Annotated in this window: 20 protein-coding genes; 17 read left to right on the top strand and 3 right to left on the bottom strand. The window is 39.1% G+C overall.

Annotated elements, in window-relative coordinates; genetic code table 11:
* The first annotated feature begins 2 nt into the window (after positions 1-2).
* The 14 genes from DNJ75_RS09130 (at position 3) to DNJ75_RS09195 (ending at position 15,007) form a co-directional block, all read left to right on the top strand.
* A complete protein-coding gene (locus DNJ75_RS09130) occupies positions 3-1,502 on the top strand; it encodes a hypothetical protein (RefSeq protein WP_117003150.1) in 1,500 nt (499 codons plus the stop codon).
* A complete protein-coding gene (locus tag DNJ75_RS09135; RefSeq protein ID WP_117003151.1) occupies positions 1,495-2,076 on the top strand; it encodes a hypothetical protein in 582 nt (193 codons plus the stop codon). Before DNJ75_RS09130 ends, DNJ75_RS09135 begins: the two co-directional genes overlap by 8 nt.
* A gap of 82 nt (positions 2,077-2,158) precedes the next feature.
* Positions 2,159-4,108: a GspE/PulE family protein gene (locus DNJ75_RS09140; protein ID WP_117003152.1), complete on the top strand. Its 1,950-nt coding sequence runs from the start codon at positions 2,159-2,161 to the stop codon at positions 4,106-4,108.
* On the top strand, positions 4,105-5,253 hold the full coding sequence (locus DNJ75_RS09145) for a type II secretion system F family protein (protein ID WP_117003153.1): 1,149 nt from the start codon (positions 4,105-4,107) through the stop codon (positions 5,251-5,253). Before DNJ75_RS09140 ends, DNJ75_RS09145 begins: the two co-directional genes overlap by 4 nt.
* A 98-nt stretch (positions 5,254-5,351) precedes the next feature.
* Positions 5,352-5,996 carry a PulJ/GspJ family protein gene (locus DNJ75_RS09150; protein WP_117003154.1) on the top strand — a complete coding sequence of 215 codons (645 nt, stop codon included), beginning with the start codon at positions 5,352-5,354 and terminating at the stop codon, positions 5,994-5,996.
* A 67-nt stretch (positions 5,997-6,063) separates the two neighbouring features.
* The gene (locus tag DNJ75_RS09155; protein ID WP_117003155.1) at positions 6,064-7,512 is read left to right on the top strand and encodes a type II secretion system protein; all 1,449 of its coding nucleotides are present in this window, start codon (positions 6,064-6,066) and stop codon (positions 7,510-7,512) included.
* Between the two features lie 14 nt (positions 7,513-7,526).
* A complete protein-coding gene (locus DNJ75_RS09160) occupies positions 7,527-9,122 on the top strand; it encodes a hypothetical protein (protein WP_117003156.1) in 1,596 nt (531 codons plus the stop codon).
* An 11-nt stretch (positions 9,123-9,133) separates the two neighbouring features.
* Positions 9,134-10,060 carry a hypothetical protein gene (locus DNJ75_RS09165; RefSeq protein ID WP_117003157.1) on the top strand — a complete coding sequence of 309 codons (927 nt, stop codon included), beginning with the start codon at positions 9,134-9,136 and terminating at the stop codon, positions 10,058-10,060.
* Between the two features lie 97 nt (positions 10,061-10,157).
* A complete protein-coding gene (locus tag DNJ75_RS09170) occupies positions 10,158-10,451 on the top strand; it encodes a hypothetical protein (RefSeq protein WP_117003158.1) in 294 nt (97 codons plus the stop codon).
* Between the two features lie 116 nt (positions 10,452-10,567).
* Positions 10,568-11,083 (top strand): single-stranded DNA-binding protein, encoded by a 516-nt coding sequence (locus DNJ75_RS09175; protein ID WP_117003159.1) that lies wholly within the window; start codon positions 10,568-10,570, stop codon positions 11,081-11,083.
* Positions 11,083-11,607, top strand: coding sequence for a hypothetical protein (locus DNJ75_RS09180; RefSeq protein WP_117003160.1), 525 nt, complete (start codon positions 11,083-11,085; stop codon positions 11,605-11,607). Before DNJ75_RS09175 ends, DNJ75_RS09180 begins: the two co-directional genes overlap by 1 nt.
* Positions 11,594-14,032 (top strand): type IV secretory system conjugative DNA transfer family protein, encoded by a 2,439-nt coding sequence (locus DNJ75_RS09185; RefSeq protein ID WP_117003161.1) that lies wholly within the window; start codon positions 11,594-11,596, stop codon positions 14,030-14,032. Before DNJ75_RS09180 ends, DNJ75_RS09185 begins: the two co-directional genes overlap by 14 nt.
* A 17-nt stretch (positions 14,033-14,049) precedes the next feature.
* On the top strand, positions 14,050-14,265 hold the full coding sequence (locus tag DNJ75_RS09190; protein WP_117003162.1) for a hypothetical protein: 216 nt from the start codon (positions 14,050-14,052) through the stop codon (positions 14,263-14,265).
* A gap of 25 nt (positions 14,266-14,290) precedes the next feature.
* Positions 14,291-15,007: a hypothetical protein gene (locus DNJ75_RS09195; protein WP_117003163.1), complete on the top strand. Its 717-nt coding sequence runs from the start codon at positions 14,291-14,293 to the stop codon at positions 15,005-15,007.
* 9 nt (positions 15,008-15,016) lie between these two features.
* On the opposite strand, the gene DNJ75_RS09200 is transcribed toward DNJ75_RS09195, so the two are convergent.
* Together DNJ75_RS09200 and DNJ75_RS09205 are read right to left on the bottom strand one after the other, a co-directional pair.
* Positions 15,017-15,304: a hypothetical protein gene (locus DNJ75_RS09200; RefSeq protein WP_170137212.1), complete on the bottom strand. Its 288-nt coding sequence runs from the start codon at positions 15,302-15,304 to the stop codon at positions 15,017-15,019.
* Between the two features lie 152 nt (positions 15,305-15,456).
* Positions 15,457-15,621, bottom strand: coding sequence for a hypothetical protein (locus tag DNJ75_RS09205; RefSeq protein WP_170137213.1), 165 nt, complete (start codon positions 15,619-15,621; stop codon positions 15,457-15,459).
* A gap of 143 nt (positions 15,622-15,764) precedes the next feature.
* Between DNJ75_RS09205 and DNJ75_RS09210 the strand changes: the two genes are divergently transcribed.
* On the top strand, positions 15,765-16,637 hold the full coding sequence (locus DNJ75_RS09210; RefSeq protein WP_117003166.1) for an IS982 family transposase: 873 nt from the start codon (positions 15,765-15,767) through the stop codon (positions 16,635-16,637).
* Here DNJ75_RS09210 and DNJ75_RS09215 read toward each other — a convergent pair.
* Positions 16,603-16,866, bottom strand: a complete 264-nt coding sequence (locus tag DNJ75_RS09215) for a hypothetical protein (RefSeq protein WP_117003167.1) — start codon at positions 16,864-16,866, stop codon at positions 16,603-16,605. The genes DNJ75_RS09210 and DNJ75_RS09215 overlap by 35 nt on opposite strands.
* A 358-nt stretch (positions 16,867-17,224) precedes the next feature.
* Between DNJ75_RS09215 and DNJ75_RS09220 the strand changes: the two genes are divergently transcribed.
* Positions 17,225-17,509 (top strand): type II toxin-antitoxin system RelE family toxin, encoded by a 285-nt coding sequence (locus DNJ75_RS09220; RefSeq protein ID WP_203368853.1) that lies wholly within the window; start codon positions 17,225-17,227, stop codon positions 17,507-17,509.
* Positions 17,499-17,804, top strand: a complete 306-nt coding sequence (locus DNJ75_RS09225; RefSeq protein WP_117003168.1) for a helix-turn-helix domain-containing protein — start codon at positions 17,499-17,501, stop codon at positions 17,802-17,804. Before DNJ75_RS09220 ends, DNJ75_RS09225 begins: the two co-directional genes overlap by 11 nt.
* Positions 17,805-18,190 lie beyond the last annotated feature (386 nt).

The following is an 18,190-nucleotide window of genomic DNA, read 5'->3' on the forward strand; positions in this document are numbered from 1 at the left end:
CAATGAAACGGTATAGGAAAGTAAAAGAGGAAAAAGAGGTAAAGAGTGCTAGAGAGGAAGGCAAGAAGACATCAGTTCAAACTGACCATTCATATTCTTCATCTTCGCAATCACCTCAATCACCTCAATCACAGCATATTCATTTGCCAAAGCTTTTTAAACGCTATGCGTTGGGATGTGATTATCATCATGTGACCAATAAAAAGGCGTTTTTAAAAGAGTATGGCAGCGACTATGGTTATTTTAATGCTAAGCATAATCAGGCGGTGGTCACTAAGCTTAAATCACATTTGAATAAGTCACTGTTGTCATTATTGATTGCCAGTGAGTTTAGGGATTTTTTATATATCACTGATCAGCATGGTAATGCAGCACAGGTTGAGTCTGCTGATGGGCAGATGCTTCCTTTGTTTTGGATTTGTCTTGTTCAACATGGGCGTGTGGTTGATTCAGGTTCGGTTTATACCAATCAAGCAACAGGAGAAGATCAGATTTATTCAGGGGATATGTTTATCTCACGCGATCGTTTACCGTTATTGATTCATCACTTAGCCAATATCAACCGTGGGCATAATGAGGGTGGTCAGAATAATACATTAACCGTGAGTATGAATTGCAGTGATGATATTAGTGGACTATTTCATGGCTTTCCAGAGGATGTTTTTTATCTTCAGGTCTTTGATATTCAACGATTTTTGGCTGATCCCAAAGTATTGGCTTTATCAAGAAAGTATTTGGTGAGACCTGTTAAGGGTAACAGTCTTAGTGCCAAAATTGCATTGGTTGTTTTAACAGCGGGTCTTATTTGGTATGGCGTTGATAAATATTTGGATTATAAAGATCAGGAAGCCTTACGTATTGAGAGTATGGCAAGGGCGAAGCAGCAAGCACTGCATAAAAAGCAGCTGAGAATCGAAAAAAGTAAAACTTTTATCGGCTTGGTTAATCAGAACAATGCCAACTATGTTTTGCTGTCGATTATAGCACGCTTATCTAGCTTACAGTACCTCGTTGAAGGATGGGATTTAACCGCAGTGAACTATGATCAACAGCGTGTGGGTGTCTTGCGATTAACCTATCAGCGCAATCAGTATGCAACTTTAGATGGCTTTATTCGTGAGAGTACTAAACTTTCGCCGTTGAAAATGGATGTCGATAAAGATGCGTCAAAGGCACATGTTGATGTTGCGATTATGAGTCGTTTGTCTGAGCCTAACTTAACATTAGATGCCTTTAATCATGAGCAAAACAGACTCATTGCTGCGACCAAACTTTTATCGGTGATTCAAAGCTATTCACTGACTTATGTTGCTTCACAAGCCACAGTGGTTGATGGGCGCAAAATTCAAACGATACAGGTTAATGGGCTAGGGGACTACACCTTATTGGCACTGACTCAATCAGCGGCATTTAATCCGTATTTTATTATCTCAGACCTTAAGCTGAGCATTCATGACAGCATGATTACTAATTGGAGTTTTAAAGGAGTTATTTATGAATAAGACAAGTTATAAGATCGCTAAGGGCAATAAATATCATATGGCATCTATCAGCCAACTACTCATGATTGTGATGGGATTAGCCTGTGGTGTTGCTCAAGCTCAAGATATCAAGAACGACGATAACTATGTGACACAGATGAAGCAATATCAGCGCGAGCTTGCGTTGTCTTCTGCACAAAATGAGGTCATCGATTCACAGCTTAAGCGTGAAAAGATGAAGCTGCAATTAGATGCCATTAAAAGTGGTGATGCCACCAGTATTAACTTTGCTTCAGCACAAAGCTCAAATGGTGATCCTAATGCCAATAACAACGGTGCCAAAATCGTACTCAATAAATCTCAAACATTTATTTTGATGGGGGTTTCAGGTCCTTCCAATAATCTCGTTGCCTCATTGCATTACGACAATAGCTTATTCCCTGTGAAAAAAGGCGATGACATTTCAGGGAAATGGCGTGTATTAGAAGTGATGCCAAGTTATGTGAAGTTGCAACAGGTCAAACATCCGGATGATATTCGCGTGGTGTATCTGGCGCAACCTGTTCAAGAAAGTTCAGATACGAAAACAAGCTAAGCAGTTTTTTTAAGTGATTTTTATTTTTTATTGATCACTTTTTTACTTCTTAACATCTTAACACCTTAGTAGAGGGTTAATTATGAATACAACACACAATACAAGTAATACAAGAAATCTCACTGCAATGAGCAGCAGTGGGATAAACACGAGTTCAAACTATCAGCGCAATGTCATTAGCGACTTTAGCATGTTGCCATTTAAGCCGATTAAGATTCTATTTATGGATGAGCTTAAAAGCCACCATCAGGATTTTATGGTGTTTGAAACCAAAGATCATGATACGGCGGTAATTATCTCAACCTCGGCAGCCAATCGTGTTGAACCAATCATTAATAAATACCGCCTTGAAGCAACCAGACAGCTAAGAAGCGATAAAACACGAACTTTTTACGTCAACCCTGGCGTACTAATTGAAGCAAAAACAAGAGTTTCTGTTGATGAAGGGGTGGTTGATCGCGACACGATGATTAAAAAATTTGACAACATGATCAGCCATTCTGTGTCAGAAAAAGTGAGTGATATTCGTATTACGGTAACCGGTATTGAAGCCACGATCAGCTTTAAGCGTTTTGGCGAGTATCGCGAATACAAAAAAATCTCATCAGAAGAAGCCAGACGCTTAATCAATGCGGTTTACAATGCTAAAGGCAAGGAAGGGCAAAAGGCAAAAGAGTTCAGTGCCAACAAAAAAATGCAGACGATTTTAGAGCGCATGATCAATGGGCATAAATATCGTATTCGTTTTGCCTCGACCAATATTGAATCACCTGATTATCATGTGAATGAGAAGTTTACCGAGTGTTTTAATGTGGCGTTACGGAATCTGCCGACTGATCGGCGTGACATTCGCCCGTTAGATCAGTTAGGTTTCGAGCCTGATCAATTAGCTTTGCTTAAAAAAGCACAAGCAGCACCCAAAGGGGCAACCATTTCATCAGGGCCAACTGGTTCCGGTAAATCAACGATGATGGCATCACACATGTCACAGATTTATCAGCGCTTTAAGGGGCGTAAGAACTTTCTAACGATTGAAGACCCCGTAGAGTATGTAATACCTGGCTTTATTCAAATACCGATTAATTGTCCCGTTGACGCGACTGAGGAGTTGAAAGCCAAGCTATTTATTGAAGCCATTATTACTGCATTGCGCTCGGATATGGATGTCGGCTTTTGTAATGAGATTCGTGATAAAACAACCGCAGTGCTTGCGCAAAAGATTATTCAATCAGGACACACATTCTTATCGACAATACATGCTAATAATGCGTTAGGGATTGTTGATCGTTTGATCTTTGAAGGGGCAGAGCGTGAGATAGTTTGCGGTAGTGGCTTTATTAATCTTTTGATTAATCAGGCATTGGTGGGCACCGTGTGCTCACAGTGCAGTGATGACATTGACGCGTTTACTGGTCGGGTTAATCGTAGTACAGACGCATTATTTAAACAGGAAGCTTTTGATCTCTTAGCGCGGATTGATATGGTGATGAAGCGTTACCAGTTAGATAGTGATTTAAAACATCAATTACGATTTCGCAATGAATCAGGATGTGCACATTGTGCTGATGGCGTGACAGGCATGACGATTGTGGCTGAGGTGATTAAACCGACAACGCGTGTTTTGCAATGTTTACTTAAACGCGAATCAATCAATGCGTGGCAAGAATGGCGGCGATCAGGCGGCAGAACCAAAGCTGAGCATGGACTGTTAAAAGTTTTTAGAGGTGAGGTTTGCCCGACATTATTTGAAAATGCCTTAGGTGATATTGACACACTTGAGATCGATGATGATGTATTTGAACCATCATTCTTCGCACCTTTTTTATCTTCTTTATCTTCTTTATCTTCTTTAAAGTCTCCAGCATCATCAAATGCCACTGCTGAAGCGCGGTCACCTATTCATCATGAAGATGATAAAGCGGTTGACGACCTTGATTCTTTTGATTCATTTGAGTCTTTGCATGATCAAAACATCGATACCGCAACAAGTCAAATAAGTCAAACCAGACAAATAAGGCAGGTGATTGCATGAAAGATTTATTAAATAAGCTCAATGTTGATCTACAGCAAAAGCTGCAATCCAGTAAGTTATTTAAGAGTGATCATGAAAGCCTATACAGCAGCTTCAAGCGTAAGCTTTTAAAGCTACAGTTTACTGCCAAAAAGCGTCGCAACTTTTATGATGTAGTTAAGCGCTTACTTAATTCAGGCTTTAGCTTTGAGAATATTCTTGATCAGATGATTAAGGAATATGAGGCGCATAAGAAATGGCATAATGATATGCATTTATATGCGCAAATTGCAGGGGATATTCATCACCGAATGGAGCATGTCGGGCTTGAGTTTCATGAGGCAGTCAGCATTTATATCCCCGAGCAGGAGCTGATGATTTTAGCATCAGAGCGTCAGGCTTCAGTGAACACCCTTAAAAATGTGATTCATGTGTCGCAATCTTTAGAAAAAATGCGCGGCGTTATTGTGCAGAGTCTTTTGATGCCTGTGGTGTATATTGCCTTGATGTTTGCCATGGTTGGCATTGCCTATTATGCCTTAAATCCAATTATGCAAAGCGCGGATAATATGACGCGTTTTAATCCATCAACGTTATCTCTTTATCATTTTAGCTCATGGTTTGCCAAGCATTATGTCAGCTTGCTTATTGGGATTATGGTTTTTATTGCGATTTGTATTTGGAGTGTGCTGTATTTTACCCATGAGGTGCGTTATCGGTTTTTGGATACAGTACCTCCTTACCTTGTTTATAAGAATCTTGCGGCCATTCGTTTTTTATTAGCATTGTCATTGATGATCAGTGGTCATAATCAGGTGTCGATTCATGCGGCTTTAGTACGTATTGGTGAACATGCCACCAACTATTTATCACGCTTTATTGATCGCATGATTGATGGGGTGGCAGAGGCAGGTACTTTACCTGGGAAAGTCATTGCTGAAAGCGGATTATTTAACGCACAAATCGCCTGTTTGATTGCGATGTACGCGAACTCAAATGAGTTAGAAAAGGGGATTTATGAGCTGGCTAATAATTATTTGGATGAGCAAATCAACCGCATTAAAAAAATGTTTACGGTGATTAACATCACTGTGACGGCAATCGTGATTATGTTCTCGCTGTGGTTTATGTATGCCGTGATGATGGTAGGACAGGGCTTTAGCTAGTTCTTTTAGGTACTTTGCCATTGCTGAATATCAATGTTTTGAGTAACAAAAAAAGCAAAAAAATTAAATTTTAAGATGAATGAAAGGAGAAAAATGTCATGAAAAATAATAGCCAAAATAGAGAAAAAAGAGAAAGAAGAGAGAAAAGAGAAAGTAATATGAGTGAACAAATGATGAAAGCTGACCGTCAACCGCTGTTAAGTAACAGAAGAATCAAAGGGTTTAAGAAACAGGAAGGTCTGTCGTTGATCGGGGTGTTATTAGCAATCGTTGTCGGTGCGATTGCCACTGTGATTGTGATTGCTTATTACGGTAATGTTGAAGAATCACGTAAAGCCAGTGAAATGCAACAAGCGATTGCGACGATGTCGAGTAACATCAACAGCATGGCACAAGCAACGGATGGCAGCTATCTGGGGTTGACTGCGCAAACGGTGATTAATAGTGGCGATGTGGTCTCTTCTTTAATTAAGGGAGCAGCAGGCGCACAAGTGATTGGTACTTCTTGGTATGCCGGCAATCATAACTCAACAATTGATGTAGCACCGGCTAATGGTAATACGCAGTTTACGGTTACATTAAACCAAATTCCTAAAGAGGCCTGTTCTAAAATTGGTCGTTATTTCTTAGGTAAAAACTCTCAAGGGGTATCGGGTAATGGTCAAGCCGCGGCAACGGGTCCTGATCTTGCGACAGCTTGTGCGCAAAATGATCCAGCATCATTAGCGATCACGTTTAATTAATCCTTGAGTGAGCTGTGTTTCTAATGCTTTTAGATCAGCATTCCCTTTATTGACTAAGGATGTTTTTATGGATTTAAATAAAGAAGATAAACAACTGCAATCAGTTTGTAAATCAGCGCGATTTGCACCTAAGCAACAAGGTTTCTCGTTGTTAAGTGTATTGCTTGGTTTGGCAATTATTACCTTATTGGTTGGCTGGTTTTATATGAATAGTATTCGGGATCGGCAGAATGATCAGGTTAAAGCACTCGGTAATACCTTATCGCAATATATCTCAGCGGTCCAGGCGCGGGTTTCCAGTTATGATGGGTTGGCAACTGGCGTTTACAATGGGATTGATTGGCTCAAATCTAATACGTGCGGAGGCACAGCCAATAGCGCCTTTCTGCCGTGTAATTTTGTGATTCATTCGCCATTTTTACGTCAGGATGTTTCAACAAATATTACTGATTTAGATGTTGATCAAAGTCGTTTTACAGCAACCATTACTGTGGGTCCCATTGAGTCTTATGATGAGGGTGCTTATCACTTATCGCCTCGCTTGGGTGCGATAATGGTTAATACTATTAAAAGCCATTATGGGAACGATGGGAATGGGGTATTTAATGGTATCTCAGCAATTAGTTACAACCAGACGACCGCTGTCATGCAAGTACAAATCAGTGTTCAAAATGTGCATGGGGCATGGATTAAAACCGATGGTACTGTGGCCATGGAAGCCAATTTGCGATTTAATCCAGCAAAACCTGTTGATCATCGTGAGATCACCGATGTTTCTAATATTGTGATGAATAATACGGGTGCTGCCGAGATTAGCAATACCTATGGAGCGATGCAATTAAGTGCTGCGGGAACCTTAAGTCAGATTGCCAATAATGTTGTTAACTCAGCCACCAATATTTATCAAGTCGATGGCAGCCGTCAGATTTCGATGCGCGCACCAACGACGCAGTTGTTAGGAACAAATAGCTTAACGCTGGGCGTGGGTGCGCAACAATTGGCATTTAATACGGCCAATATCACCTTATCAGGCAGCACATTTAACAATAATGCGCAAACGACCAATATGAATTCAACGGTGACGAATATCAATACAAACAATGGGACGGTGTATCTGGGGAATCAATCTGGGACGCAAGGCGTATCAAATGTCGTGGTTAATGATATGACCATTCGCTCGATGGGCAATCAGAAGTTAAGTGACTTATTGAAAAATACCAGCCCTTATTATGTGCGCCAGATTATTTATGGTTATCAGATACCTGCCACTTCCTTTGTCGGCTCTTCGGTTGTGTTGCAACGTAATACATGGAATCTCAATTGTCAGCCTGGCGAGTCACTTTATATCGAATCGACCTTGCATTTGAATGTCGGTGGGGCTTGGAGTGGTTGGGGTCAATCCTATCCGATGACACGGGCGACGATTAATAATGTCACTGTGACGTTATCCTCAATCAATGGTGGTTCTGCAAGCAGTGCTGAGGGCACCATCATTGCGTATTGCAAAACCGTTTAACAGAGACTAGAAAAATGAATAAGTATCGCAACATCAAGTTAAAACATGGCAAAGAGGGTGGTTTTGCACTTGTTTTGGTTATGTTTATCATCGCGTTGATTGTAGGTGGTGGTGTTTGGACGTATACCATGCACAAACGCAGTCAACAAAAGAACCTAGCCATTGATTTAGGGAATCAGGTAGCTATGTTGAGCTCTGCGGTTCGAGCAAGATTAGCAGATGCGCCAACATTAGCTGTTGGCGATCAGGTTGGTGTTAACTGGTTAATCAGTAATACTTGCGGCGGGACAGCAACTAAGGCTTATTTACCGTGCAACTTTACGATTCCCAATAGATTAATTCGACAACCCGTGCGTACTGAAATTACGCATGTTGCGCCAAGTGATATTCGTGCCACGATTCACGTAGGACAAATTGTAACGCGTGCTAATGGCATCGATGAAATTGCCCCTTGGCTTGCTGCGATTGTCGTTAATAGTGCCAAAGCGAAATATGGTGTGATTGGAGATCAGATATTGGATGTCAGTAGTGCCTATCACTTAGATAAAAACACGGCAACGATTAGCATTGATATCACGCGTGACGCGACCACCAGTGTGTGGTTGCATGCCGATGGCACTAATCAGATGGAAGCAACTTTTAGGTTTAATCCAGCAAATCCTGTTGATCATCGTGAATTAATCAATCCATCTAATATTGAGATGAACAATACCGCAACTGCACGTATTGCTAATAGTCATGGCGGCTTAACCATTCAAGCAGCAGGCAATATAAATAACAATGCCACTGACATTCAAACACAAGCGACAGATGTTAATACTACCGCAGGCAATCAAATTTGGATGAAAGCCAATGATACGAATATAACCTCGACGACGAGTATGAGTGTTGCTACTGGATCGCAGAGCATGAGTATTGATGGTGCTGGTTTCACAATGGGTGGCGTGAGCTTTAATGATAATACACAAACCAGCAATCTAAACTCAACAACCACAAATATTAATACAAGTAGTGGCACGGTATATTTGGGTAATCAAAGTGGGGTATCTGGCGTCTCTAATGTTGAGGTGAACGATTTTAATATTAAATCGATGGGCAACAAAACCTTAACGCAATTATTAAAAAGTCGGGCGGGTGAATATCGATTATTAAAAATCATTCCTGGCTCAAGTATTCCTGGCTGGACAATGGTCGGAGGAAGTGGCGGCTCTTATGCTTGTGCGCGTGATTTAGGTCAGCCGTTGCCGCCAAGTGTATTAACCAATAATGTAAATGCGATTCGCTCAATGGAGCAGGGTGGCTGGGGCAATATGGTTCGAGGCGGTACCGGTTGTGATACCTTTAAAGTCGTGCTTGATATCAACTATTGGGGGTTAAGTTGTCCGCCATTAGGGGGTCAGGCAGGTAGATTAGCTATTATTTCTAATTTATATGCGCCTTACTGGAGCTTTATACCAGGCTCAGCATGGCCATTGAAATATATTCGCATGACCTCCAGTGATGTCAGTTTAATTTATACCTGGTCGAACCCTGGTGCCTCAGAGGCATCCCCTGGTCGTGTTGAAGGTAATTTAACGTTTTATTGTTATTATCTTAATGCAAGTAATTAAAAGGATTAGCTATGAAAAATGTATTGATTATAGTAGGTGTGATGCTTGATTTAACACACACTGCGATGGCGCAAACCCACTTTGGTCAGCCTGATAGTAGTCGCATTACATCAAAGCCGTTAATGGTTAAAGAGATTATGCAAGAGGTCGATGAGACTCATGATGTATCAGCTAAAGAAAATTTATTGAAAGAAGCTGCCAAAGCACGGTCTGGTTTGGCTTATTTACAGTTGGGTCAACTTGCATTAAACCAGTCATTACATTCCGGTGGTAATGTGAGTCTTGATACAGCAAAAGACATATTGAGTGACTTTAAGCAGGCGGTGCGCTTTGGCTACTTGGAAGGCTATTTAGGAATGGCCACACTGTACGATAAAGGGTTAGGGGTTACCCAAAACAGCTTTTTAGCGGGGTGCTATAACAATTTAGCCAAGCTTAATCCAGATCAGCGCTATATTGACCTGTGCAACTCACGAATGGCGCAAGATTTTGTGATTGTTAAACCCGAAGGGCTGCAAAATGCTTACGAGGTCAATTTAAAAGCGCAAAACTTAGTGTCTGACTTTTGTCAAAAAGGGCAGGGTGAGCTACTTAATGCGAGACTCAGTGAGCAGTTACGCACGGCACTTTTTCAAAAGATTTGTCAGACTAATAATGTAGTGACAGACACGCAAAATAAACAAAACGATTTCACGCTAAAAAATGATGATCTGATATTAGTCGATGGTGCTTTAACTGTTTATAAGCATGGCGCTTTAACAACTTATCAATTGCCTTTACAGAAAGGGCAGATTGTTTATCAAAAGAACCCTGAATATAGCGCATATATCTTTGATGGCAAAGATTTACGCATTGCTAATGAGGGTACGGTTATTCAGCGCGGTAGCAAGATTTATAGGATCGAGCAGGGTCAAATGAAACTTGGATTAAATAAATAAAATAGGCAGCAAAAAGACAAAAAGACAAAAGAGCAAAAAAGAAGCAAAAATAAACAAAAAGAACAATGAACGATAAACAAGCAAAGGAGAATTTACAATGGGAAATCAATTATTACAGCAACTGATTCACGATGGTAAACAGATTATTAAGTTACCTGTGGTTATTGCATTTGTGGTCGTCACTATTCTTGTCTTTGGTGTCGTTAATACGTTAGTGAGTGTTGTGGTTAGTTTGTTATTAGCATCTGGCTATTACCTACTTGCCTGGTCGTGGCTTAACAGAAAGCTAAACAAAGATAGCAAAGACAGTAAAGACAATAAAGAAACTAAAACTGATGTGAATCAGCAGTCACAAAATAAAGGTGCTGATGAAGCTGTTCAAGCAGATTAATGCATTAATTCAGCGGAATTTAAAAAGATAAATTAAAGCAGTCAAGAAATCGAAGAACCTAAAAACCGGAAATTAAACAAATAAAAAAACAAAACAACAAAAAAGGAGAAGTCGTCATGGCTAAAGGTACAGTAAATGAAGTGACATTATTAGGACGTTTAGGGGCTAATGCGGAAGTGCGTTATATGCAAAATGGCACATCCGTTGCCAATTTACGTGTTGCGACAAATGATGGGTATAAAGATCGCCAAACGGGTCAGTTTATTGAAAATACGGAGTGGCATCGCGTTGTGTTTTTTGGGAAATTAGCAGATACGATTGCCCAGTACACCACTAAAGGCAGTTTGATTTATGTTAAAGGCAGACTGCGTACCAATCAATGGCAGGATCAAAATGGTCAAACGCATTATACAACTGAAGTTGTCGGTATTAGCTTTCAGTTAGTCGGTGGCAATCCTCAGCAAAATACCCAAGCACAGCAACAGGGTCAGCAACCTTCAAATGCACCTCAAGTTAATAATGGCACTAACTCTCCAGCCTCAAATGCCACGACTGAGCAGGAACAACCACCTGTACCTAGTTATGAGGAGTATGCTAAGCAGCTTGATGATTCAGATGAGGTGCCCTTTTAATGTCTGAGTTATCTGTTTCACCGACCTTAGTTGTCTTGCCTACTGCGCCAACTGTAAAAAAGTACTTTGTATTTGCCGTTTACAACCCATCAAATGAACAGGTTGGCTTTTCAGATAGCGATAAGATGATTTACGTAGATGAGTTTTCCTCAAGACAAGCAGCGAAAGCCAAGGTTGATGCGCTTTATGACGATAGTGAAGATGACAACAAAATGTTTATTTGGCGCGAAATACTAGAAGCACAAGATAAGCGTTTCGTGGCCAAGATGACTTATCTTTTTTTCATTCATCCTGCTGATGCCGATGTAATGAATGATCGAATTATTTTTGATTCAAAAATGACGACAGATCAGGTTTTATTGGCACTTGAGCATGAAGTTGAATTATCGATGAGGCGTAGAAGAGGTAAGGTGTTGGGTAAAATCGAGCTTAAATATTGCATACCTACCATCGATGATTATACGGAACAAACACAATGTTGGTTATATCTGAAGCAAAGGGAGAAGGCTTATGATTTTGCGTAAACTTTCAAAGTTTGGGTTAGATAACCATCCTTACTCCGTTTTGAATGAGCTATCTATCTTTTTGTTGATGATGACTGTGTTTGTTGGTTGTCTTGCATTGATGGTCTATCAGTCATTTTTTGAAGCAATGCACTATTTGGGAATGAATGTGATTGTTTTCAAAAAAGGTATTATTGACTCTAATTGGCAAGGTCTGGTCATTATTGGGTTATATGGTCTTATTTATTGGTGGGGCTACAAAAGACTCAGCAATGAAAAAGGTAATATTATGCTGATTGCATTAAATACGGCAATATTTAGCGCACTTGTCTTGGGTTTTGTGGGCGATCTTGTCTTAAATGCTATTATTGCTTGGAAAGTTAAATCACTTGGATTTTTTACCCATTCCCAAGGTATGGCATCATACCTTAAAGATTATTATCACTTAGTAATGGCTAAGAATCTTTTTGCTGGTAGCATTTTAGTAATCAGCTTAATTCATCTTTTAATGAGACGGACACCTAAAGAGGACGTTAAAGCCTCATCAGGTAAGCTAGGAAGTGCCAAGCAAGCTGATGTGCCTTATCTTAGAAAAATGGATTTTGTGACCGATCGCTCTAAGGCATTAGCTGGGGATGATTATGCGATAGGCAAGCTTGATGGTGAGTATATTGCAGTTGAAAAACCAATTAATACACTGGTGATTGCACCACCTAGAAGTGGTAAAGGTGTCTCAGCAGCCATTCCCTCAATCTTAGATGCTAAGCATAATATTTTTGCCTTGGATATTAAATCAGAGCTCTTTTTGACAACGTATGAGGATGCTATACGCAAAGGCAAAAAGCCTGTAGCGATTGATCCTTATCGTGTCCTTGACCAGTATGGTGATTTTAAAGGTTTTCAGGTGTTTCATTATGATCCTTTAAATCCGAATCATGTTAACTTAAATGATGAGCTGACGCGTGATCGTTATATTGCCGCATTAGCAGGGGCGATGATGGTGGAAGGGAAATTTGAAACTGACCACTTTAAAGAAACTGCTAATTCAATCTTACAAGCTGCCATTGATGGGTTTTTAGGGACTGGTAAATCACTGACTGATTTATATGATACGTTTGCGCCATTAGATAAACCAGGCACCATCAAGGCACTTGAATCCTACCAAAAAGAAAATAAAAGCCGAAGGATAGTTGCTGGTATTGGTATGCTTAAAAAGGTAGCTGATAAAGAGGCTGGTTCTATACTGTCAACACTTTATCGCTGCTTTGATTATGTGGCAAGTCCCGCATGGGCGCGCTTTTTTAGTCAAAAGGGTTTGAATATCCAAGACTATGTTACAGGCAACAGTGATCTGTACTTAATTATCCCTGAAGACATGGTGCCACGTTATCCTAAAGTTATCAGGATGATTTTATCGATGTTGGCAACGCATTTATCAATTACGCCTGCGTATCAGTTACATCCTTGTTATCCCATCCAGATTGATGAAGTGGCACAATTGGGACCTGTACCTGAGATTCCCATTCTGTATGAGATATTTGGTGCCAAGGGCGTGAGACTGTCTTTATATTTTCAGTCAGTGGATCAGGTAGATCGGTTTGAAAAAGCGGATATGATTAAAGGCTTTGATCTTATCAGAGTCTTTGGTGCTAATGACACTAAAACCATTGAGTGGATTCAGAAGCTTGGCGGTCGTCAAACCATTATTGTTGAAAGTCGTAATGAATCGAGCTCTAAAAGTCGCAGTACACGTGCAGGACTTTTAACGCCTGGTAATGTCAGCACATCAAACTCAACTAGCGAACAAGAGACTGCCACTGATTTATATCATACGGATGTGATTCGAGAACTTGATCGTTCAAAGCAGTTTGTCTTTAAAAGTGGCATGCGTTCATTTATCTGTGATCGCATTTTTTACTATGACGATCAGCGTTATAAAGGGCGATTTGGCATCAACTATGTTGAGAAAAAAGACCTCATCAAAAAGCCCATCGAGAGTCATATGAATAATGTGCACGAGGATGACCAGGATCAGCCAGCAATGAAGGATGAATCTGGTGAAGTTGAACAACTTACTTTTAGCGATGAGCAATTTTTTAATCAGCCAACAGGCAATGATTTTATCGATGAAAAACCATTGCTCAACAATTTAAAGAAGCAAGTTCGCGTATTAATTGATGAAGTCGTTGAAAATGCAGATGTGGTTAATCAACATATTTTTACAGATGCATCCAAGCGTTATATGAGTTCGATGATGGTAGAGCAATTAGCTAAGGATAGCCGGATAGCACTAGAAATTTATCTGAAGATTATGCGCCATCATCATTTATTGGGGGAAATAGAGCATGTTAATGGTGTGGCTATGTATGAGCTTTTATATCAGGTGAAGCTACCACATGATGAGCGATTTTTGATACATCGGGCAAATGAAAAACGAAAAGTATAAAAAACATAAGGTGAGATATGATTATAAAAAAACCATTAAACTATTATGGGCAACAAACAACGATTGAACTTGAGCATACTAAACGGAATAACAAAGGGCAGGTATGGAAGCTCAATGGGGAATATACAACAATCGAGCAAATCTCAAAAGCGTTATCTTATCCTAGTGTATATGTGTTAAGGCGGCGCATTACTAACGTTGGGCAGCAGCGAGCGTTTACCGAACCTTTTTAATTTTAAAAAACATTAAGGATTTGCTATGAATAAATTAGATGATAATACCTTTTATCAATCACAAAGCATTTGGAGTGACGATGAGGGAAATACCTTTAAAATCGTCTTTGGTTACTTTGAAGATAAAGAGACAGCTTATAATTTTCCTGCAACAGTGAGGTTAATTTGGGAAGCGGGTGAATTCCATTTTTATGAAAAGGAGACAGTCAAGAGGTCATTGGTTACACGTGATGATATTAGATATGAAAACGACATGCCGCTTGAAAGCATTGAAACATTGTATAATTTAAAAACGGCTGGTCAAGATGATGTGTTTTGGAGATCCAACTATACAAAACGACTTGATTGTATTAGAAGAGAGGTGGTTACAAAAAAAATTGATCAAAATATCGATGTGGCTTATCAAGAATTATGGCGAGTGATATTTGTTATTATGGATAATATAGCAGAAGCTATTAAATATGGCGGTGAGCTTGAAATTGTGGGGAATTCACTAGATAATGCACTTAATTTATGGAAAAAGTCTATTTGTTTAATGCAGGGAATTAAAACATTTTCATATCAAACCCATGATGATCATTTAATGAGTGTTCATGAAATTTTAAATGAGGTATTCAGAAGCTTAAATATGGACAGTAGTTATAGATTGATCAAACTAGGTCAATCAAAAAAATATGAAGCATTGAATGATATTAATATAGCAGCCAAAGGGCTATTGAATGGGAAATATATTTTTAGGTAATCTTAGCATCTAAGATCTACAGCTATCCTTTTTATCGTCAATCAATTGAATCCGTCGATTAAGCTCCTTGAGGGCTATTTTTAAAACACCCGTATTACCATTATCCTTTGCTTTACGGTAACACACGCCGATAACTTCAATCAAACCAGTATCTGAAATCTGTCTTTCACTTCCTGTTGAATCAAGCAGTAAAGCATAATCACGCTCACGCTTATTACGCATACGTTGGGCATTTGATTTTGGCATGACAATCAAGAATTTTTCGTTACTGTGACGATAGTATAGACACAAAATCAAGCCTGTACCATTAATATTCTTAGCTTGGTGATTTACTAGTTTCAGTTGACACTGAACGAAATCGAGGGGAGGGAGGATATAGATACGCTCAGTGCAACGTGAGCATATTATAGTAAAATACAGATAAAATATAGCGTTTACACAAGTTGAAATTATTTATTTTGACAGCCTAAAAAATGGAAAGATGTGTAATCGGTTTCACCTTCTGCTATGGGATTGCTAATAATTAATGAGTTAAAACCATCAACTTGGAAATGTTGTGTGTTACCTTGAATTGTTCCTGCAAAACGATCATCACCATACGAATAACCTGTCACATTTAACACTTGATATGGTTGGTTTCTTCCGCTCTGAAGCAAATAGCCGCTATACTACCTGAGTTCGGAATTAAAATCCTTGATTTAAAAGGGTTTTATGGTGTTAAAATAAGTAATTCTTATGGTAATTTCTCAAGATCAACATGATAGAACTACTTATTTCAACATTTTGCCGTATAGACGACTTTTGCATTATCTATGAAAAGCAACTTAAACTCAAACAAATTGGCATGGATAGAAACAGAAAATATGGCAAAGCACAACAATTAGCAGTGAGCGAAATTATGACAATTCTTATTATGTTTCAGATAACTCAATATCGCAATTTCAAAACATATTACAACGAGTTTATAAAAGTTTATTGGCGTGAATATTTTCCTCAAGCGCCATCGTATAACCGTTTTGTAGAACTGATGAGTCAAGCTATTTTACCTTTGTCTTGCTTTTTAACCTATCACCAAGGTGAGCGCACTGGTATTTATTATGTTGATGCAACAAAACTGCCAGTTTGTCATAACTTACGCGAGAAGAAGCACAAGGTATTTGATGGTTTAGCAGGTAAAAGCAAAACCAGCACAGGCTGGTTTTTTGGATTGAAATTGCATCTGGTGGTTAATAATCTTTGTGAACTTGTTAGCGTTCGAGTCACTCGTGGCAACACTGATGATAGGACACCGTTGTTGGATATGTGTAAGGAACTTCAAGGGGTGATTTTTGGCGATCGTGGTTATGTATCCAAAGCCAAAGCAGAATGCCTTGCAGAACAAGGGCTTAAATTGATTACTACTCTTAAAAAGAATATGAAAAAACTATTTAGAACACCACAGGAAAAGCAATTGTTACGCCACAGAGGCATGATTGAGACACTATTTGATCATTTAAAAAATAGTTTAATGTTATGGCATACAAGGCATCGCTCACCTGTAAATGCATGCACACATTTGATGGCATGCTTAGCTGCATGGGTTATCGATCCTATCTCTATTGTGGGGCAGAAAAGGTTGAGTATTTTATGAACCGCAACTCCGAACTGAGGTTATACTGATTATCTCCATTGCTTTTTATCTTAACAGTCATTAATACCGGAAAATATGGACCTCCATTTATTTGTGTGGCATCAACACCATCCCAAACTGCAAATTGCCCATCGCATGAATGAACAATTTCATCAAAAGCATTGCTTGCATTCGCCATAGATGCTCCGAAAATCAACGGTAAAGTTATTGCTATCATTTTAATTTTCATCAGAGAAATCTCCTTTTTGTTTCATGTTTATTTGATTCACTTCAGTTGATGAGTCAATGAAGCGAACAGTAATGCCGCAAATTTATGCATTACAAATATAACAACGTTTTTTGTCCTACGTTATTTGTGGCAAATCGCATAAAAATATGAATGACCTACCCCACTAAAGTGGGGTTAAAATCTGTTTTTTTGAATTTTATGCGAAGATGATTTTATTGTTTTTTAAAAATAAACATAAGTGATACGAAAAATTAACATATAGTGTGTTGATGCAGTTAGACCCGATTTAGATTAAATTTGATTTTTACGCCTAATAGGTGTAATATCTTGTTAAGATAGATAAATGATTTAACTTATCTTGGATATTTATAAAGTAGAGTTGAGCAAATCCGCTGTTAAATCGTTGAAAAAGATTCCACGGCGGATTATTGAAAAATTGTTTTTATGGATTGATTTGGTTGAACACGAAGGCATCAGAGAAAGTCGCAAGATAAAATCTTTTCATGATGAGCCTTTGAAAGGCAAGAGAAAAGGTCAGCGATCTATAAGATTAAGTGGACAGTATCGAGCGATATATATTGAGCTGGATAATGGAAAGTATGAATTTATAGAAATACAGGAGATTAATGCGCATGAATATTAATGCATATAGTCATCTAAAAGAGATGCTGGGAGAACGCCTAACATTAGCTATGGCAGTGCGATCAATTAGAGAAACAGATAATATCAGTCAAGGTGATATGGCTAAGCAGCTAAATGTTACACAGGCATATCTTTCAGATATAGAAAATCGTAGAAAAATGATCAGCCCTAAAAAGGCAGCAGAAATAGCTGATATACTTGGTCAGTCTCAGAAACAGTTTATTAGGCTTGCTATTCAAGATTTACTTGATAGAGATGGATTACACTATGATGTTGATCTTCATGATGTTGCGTAATAACTGATTTTTATAAAATTCTCTCAGCAGCGAATAATAGTGTTTTAAAGTATACTTGCTAAGGCATCTCGCGCGTTTGCTTGTGAAAGATATATCAATGAACAAATGTATGTATATTGTTTAGCAAGCCTCATTTTTTTGATCTCATCTGCGGAGAGTTTGTTAGCGTCTTCTGCGAATTGCTCTATTTTTATTTGGGCAACGCCCTTTAAATAGGTAAATCCATCACCTAATGAGCTTAACCAGTTATAACAGGCTATGGGTGAGTAGACCGACCAAATTGCTTCAGTCAGCCCCTCCGCAGAACCGGACGTGCGAAACTATCGCATCCGGCTCCCGAGTAAATTACATGCTAGTGCAACTTCGGTAGTTAGAACATCGATTTA

This window comes from Cysteiniphilum litorale, assembly GCF_003428165.1.
GTDB classification, from domain to species: Bacteria; Pseudomonadota; Gammaproteobacteria; order Francisellales; family Francisellaceae; genus Caedibacter; species Caedibacter litoralis.